This window comes from Lysinibacillus sp. FJAT-14745 (assembly GCF_001275675.1).
Taxonomy (GTDB): domain Bacteria; phylum Bacillota; class Bacilli; order Bacillales_A; family Planococcaceae; genus Lysinibacillus.
Window position 1 is genome coordinate 103374 of sequence record NZ_LITM01000009.1, and the last position, 4215, is coordinate 107588.

Consider the following 4215-nt stretch of genomic DNA (forward strand, 5'->3'; position numbering starts at 1 on the left):
TTATACTGACTGGCTCTAAAGGTGATCGTATTTACTTTCTGTATCGTTTGCTTTGTGTAACCTAATTTTTGATGGATGATTTCCACTAGCATGGCAGGGGCATGATTCCCAATGCTTTTTCCAAAGCGCTTTTTGGATTGGATTTTGCCCTGTATAGTTGTTTTGGTTTCTTTTGTACGTTTTGCCAATCCTTTAAAATGCATGGTTTCAATGTACACCTCATCGCCAAGAGACAAGATTTTATTTGCTAACGCACCATGCTTTTCTTTAATGTAGGAAGCTTTCTTTCTATATAATTCTTTTAGTTGTTTTTTTGTTTTTTGATAGTTTTTACTATATGTCCAACGGAGTTTGACGCCATGTTTTATAGGTCCATCCTTTTTGAAATTGTTAGGATTGGTACTTCTACGACTTCTATCCAACTTGCGTAATAAACGTCTTTTTTGTTTCTCCAATAAAGGTACTTCTGGAGCGAGTTGTTGCATGAAAACGGTTTCTTCTGAAACAACCGCAATGGTGGAAGGACCAATGTCAATACCTACTCGTTTTTGTTTTTGATAGGAATGTCGAAAGGCTCCTGTAGATGGAATTCTCTTTGCAGGAGGAATCCCATCCATCACGAGTTGTACGTAAAAAGTATGTTTTCCACGAATCACTTTTTTGACTAGACGACAATATTTAATGGCATGAAGAGCAAGGGATTCTTTTACAAACAAATCTTGTTTGCGAATACGAACAGGAAGGCTTAATCCATTCCAATAGACAATATTCTCTTTAAATCGAATGCCCGCTTTATTAGATTTCCCTTCTACAGAATGAAGCATTCCGTAACGTTTAAAGTGTGCTTTACTCCCTTTAAATAGAACATCTTGAACCGCTTTCCAGACAGTAGAGGCGATTTTCTGAGAAGTATTGCTATCTATATGTTTTTTATAGTTATGTTGATGCTTTTTAATATACGCATGCAGTTGATATTCACTTAATCCAAAAGATTGACGAATGTTATCTAATTGTTTTGCGGCCTGCTTCCATTCTTTTGAATCATTAGATTTTTTCGCTTTTTGGTAGCAACGTAATTGTTTTCGATAGTGTTTTGATTCTTGCATTAAAGTATATTGTTTTACTGCATAAGACAAAGTCGTATTATAGAGTGTACGGGCAATTTCAAAACGTTTTAATAGAATATCCTTTTTCCATGTATCTATAAGTAACTTGAGTTCTATAATAAAACAATCTTTCTTCCCTTTCGTCATTACCCGTCACTCCTTTATTTTTTGATTATTCACAATATACAATATAAACATATGTTCTATAAAGAAAAATGCACTTCATTCCGCCCACCTCTGAAGAAGTGGGCTTCCTGAAGCTCCCTTCTGTGAAATGACTAAAAACTCTACCTCTTCCCCTGAATCATTACGCATCTGGTGCGGTTTAAGGGGCGGCACTTCAATTCCTTCATTTTTTTGTAACACAATTAGTTCTCCGTCGATATCGATTGTTGCTGTTCCAGATAGCACAAAGAAAAATTGTTGTGCATGATGGTGATAATGATTTACCTCTACTGTTTTAGCAGGCATACGCTCATGAATAATACTGAGGTCATTATTCTTCACTAAATGCCATCCATCACATTGTTCTCCCCATATGTAATGTTCTGCATACTGTTTGCTAATTTTCAAAACTGATATCACCTTCCTTTTATCTTGATTGTTATGGATATTTACCTAATATTTCTATAAAATATAAATAAGTATATTAACTATCACGCAGTAAGGAGTGGGATCGTTGAATATCAAAAAACAATTGCTGGGCACTGCTCTTGGCTATATGCTGGCATTATTAATTGCATACATCTTTTTCGATTATTTTTCTTGGTCGTTTACTCTAGGCTCGTTTCTAGGCATTTGTTTATTCGCTCTAATTTTAAAATTTATAAAAAGTAGATAAATACCCTGCTCATAATGTATTTAATAATTTTTCGAATTTGTTTGCACTCAGTATTTCATGTGTCATAAAATGACCATTGTAAAACAGTCCAAAGGTAGTCCATATGATAGGTGCATTCTGTGCTTCATCTTTCGTCATTAATTGATATGCATGAAATGGAATGCCCCTTTTCTCTGCTATATTTTTCAAGTCATCTATAACACCTACTGCAAAAGGACATTGGGCAGTGAAGTATATCACAATACCATTGTTATTAGATAAAGGATTTTTCACCTGCAATTTAAAGGAAGGATCGTCGGCACAATCGTTAAATTTATAGACAGCTAGCTGAAAATAAGGTGCTGCTTGATCTACAATTTCAAATCCCAAATGTTCAAAAAAACGCTTATCACTTAGAAATGAAAGCTTTTTCTCCCCTACTATATGTACGATGCCATCCATCCCTTGCGCTAATGCATCTTCCTTACACTTTTCAAACAGTTGTCTAGCATGGTTTTGATTTTTGTATTTACCTGCAACCCATAGACAATTAATATACATATAATTCGGTGCATCGATAGGAACCCAAGCTTGATTTGCCGGTAAATATTCAATAAACACTTTTGCCCGGTCGTTTAAACGATAAAAAACTAGCTCCTCATCTAAACGGTTCATCAACCATTCTTTCTTTTCCTTTACCGCTTCCTCGTATTGCTTCCCACCAAGTGCACAACATATATGCTCCTGTTCAATATTGTTTCTAGTAATTTGAATATAATCCACTTTACCATCCGCCTCTTTACTAATCCAATTTGATACCACTATTTTATTATATCGAAGGTAGAAAATGGATAGCAATTCCTTTTCTTTTTCATTAACCATCTCCTAGATTTCACAGCAAACACGTGAACACTTGGCAAACTATACAGATATCAAATCCTTGATATTCTGTTAAATTTAGCACTTTAATTCCGTATGTAGGGATTAACCTTAGCTCCTCTACACATAATATAGTCATTAATTCTTCTCTTGCTTTATTAGAATTCGGTCTTAATCCCAAGTCCATATCCCGTTCACTCATATTTAAAATAAAATGCTGTTTTTTCAAATTTTTGTTAAAGCTGTTTATGCATTTTCCCTTGCACAACTTTTTTTCACACTAGTCATTTAATCGGAGTTAGGAAAAAACGTTGCTATAGACCCACTCAAAGTTTACTTGTTATCATAGGTCTATATATATCAGGAGGTGATTTCAGGTGAATTCATCAAAAATTGCATTTTTATCAGTTTTAAGTAATTCTACTGTTGTCATATTAAAACTTATTGTTGGATTGTTCACTGGATCAGTTGCAATTATATCGGAGGCAATCCATTCTTTGCTAGACTTACTCGCCTCTTTTATTGCCTTTTTTTCCGTACGGATTTCCAGTAAACCAGCTGATAAAGAGCACCCCTACGGACATGGAAAGGTTGAAAATATTTCAGGAACAATTGAAACACTTTTAATTTTTGTTGCTGGGATTTGGATTATTTATGAATGTATTCATAAAATTATCACTCCCACTCCAATCAAACTTCCAGTTCTAGGAATACTGGTCATGTTATTTGGCGCCTTGATTAATTTTTTTGTATCAAGGATTGTTTATAGAACTGCAAAGAATACCAACTCTGTTGCCATGAAATCAAATGCTCTGCATCTACTTACAGATGTCTATACATCATTGGGTGTTGCATTGAGTTTATTGATTGTCCATTTAACTGGTTGGTACATTTTAGACCCGATAATCGGAATAATATTAGCATGTTATATTATGTTGGAAGCTTTCAAACTGATGAAAGAAACATTTCCTCCATTAATGGATGCACGAATATCAAAGGAAGAGGAAGAACAAATTATTCAAATTATTGAATCATTTAAAGATGAATACATTGAGTATCACGATTTTCGAACTAGACGTTCTGGTGCTGAAGAATACATCGATTTCCATTTAGTCGTAGCATCAAATGAAAGCATTGAAACCGTTCATGATTTATGTGATCGTATTGAAGAAAAGATTAATAACCTTTTTCATCAAGCCAATATTCTTATTCACTTAGAACCAGAGAATGAAAAAACAAATGAATGATTTGCAAATGACCAGGTCTTTTTTTAAAGTACCTGGTTATTTATTTAATTGCTAAATACACTTAACTTTTCTATTTTATAATTTACAATAATATGGCTCATCACCAAAAGTCGTGGGTGACAAAATCAACGACCTGTTTCTAAACGTAAACGAAGGAAAAAAC

At 34.1% G+C, this 4215-nt stretch carries 4 protein-coding genes; 1 reads left to right on the forward strand and 3 read right to left on the reverse strand.

Going from position 1 to position 4215, the window contains the following annotated elements; translation table 11 throughout:
• The 3 genes from AMS59_RS15740 to AMS59_RS15750 form a co-directional block, all read right to left on the reverse strand.
• A partial coding sequence (locus AMS59_RS15740; protein ID WP_053484692.1) for a transposase occupies nucleotides 1–1253 on the reverse strand: 1253 nt, incomplete at its 3' end.
• Between the two features lie 75 nt (nucleotides 1254–1328).
• Nucleotides 1329–1679, reverse strand: coding sequence for a cupin domain-containing protein (locus AMS59_RS15745; protein ID WP_053484693.1), 351 nt, complete (start codon nucleotides 1677–1679; stop codon nucleotides 1329–1331).
• Nucleotides 1680–1956: 277 nt separating this feature from the next.
• Nucleotides 1957–2709 carry a GNAT family N-acetyltransferase gene (locus tag AMS59_RS15750; protein WP_053485101.1) on the reverse strand — a complete coding sequence of 251 codons (753 nt, stop codon included), beginning with the start codon at nucleotides 2707–2709 and terminating at the stop codon, nucleotides 1957–1959.
• A gap of 473 nt (nucleotides 2710–3182) precedes the next feature.
• Between AMS59_RS15750 and AMS59_RS15755 the strand changes: the two genes are divergently transcribed.
• The gene (locus tag AMS59_RS15755) at nucleotides 3183–4052 is read left to right on the forward strand and encodes a cation diffusion facilitator family transporter (protein WP_053484694.1); all 870 of its coding nucleotides are present in this window, start codon (nucleotides 3183–3185) and stop codon (nucleotides 4050–4052) included.
• Nucleotides 4053–4215 lie beyond the last annotated feature (163 nt).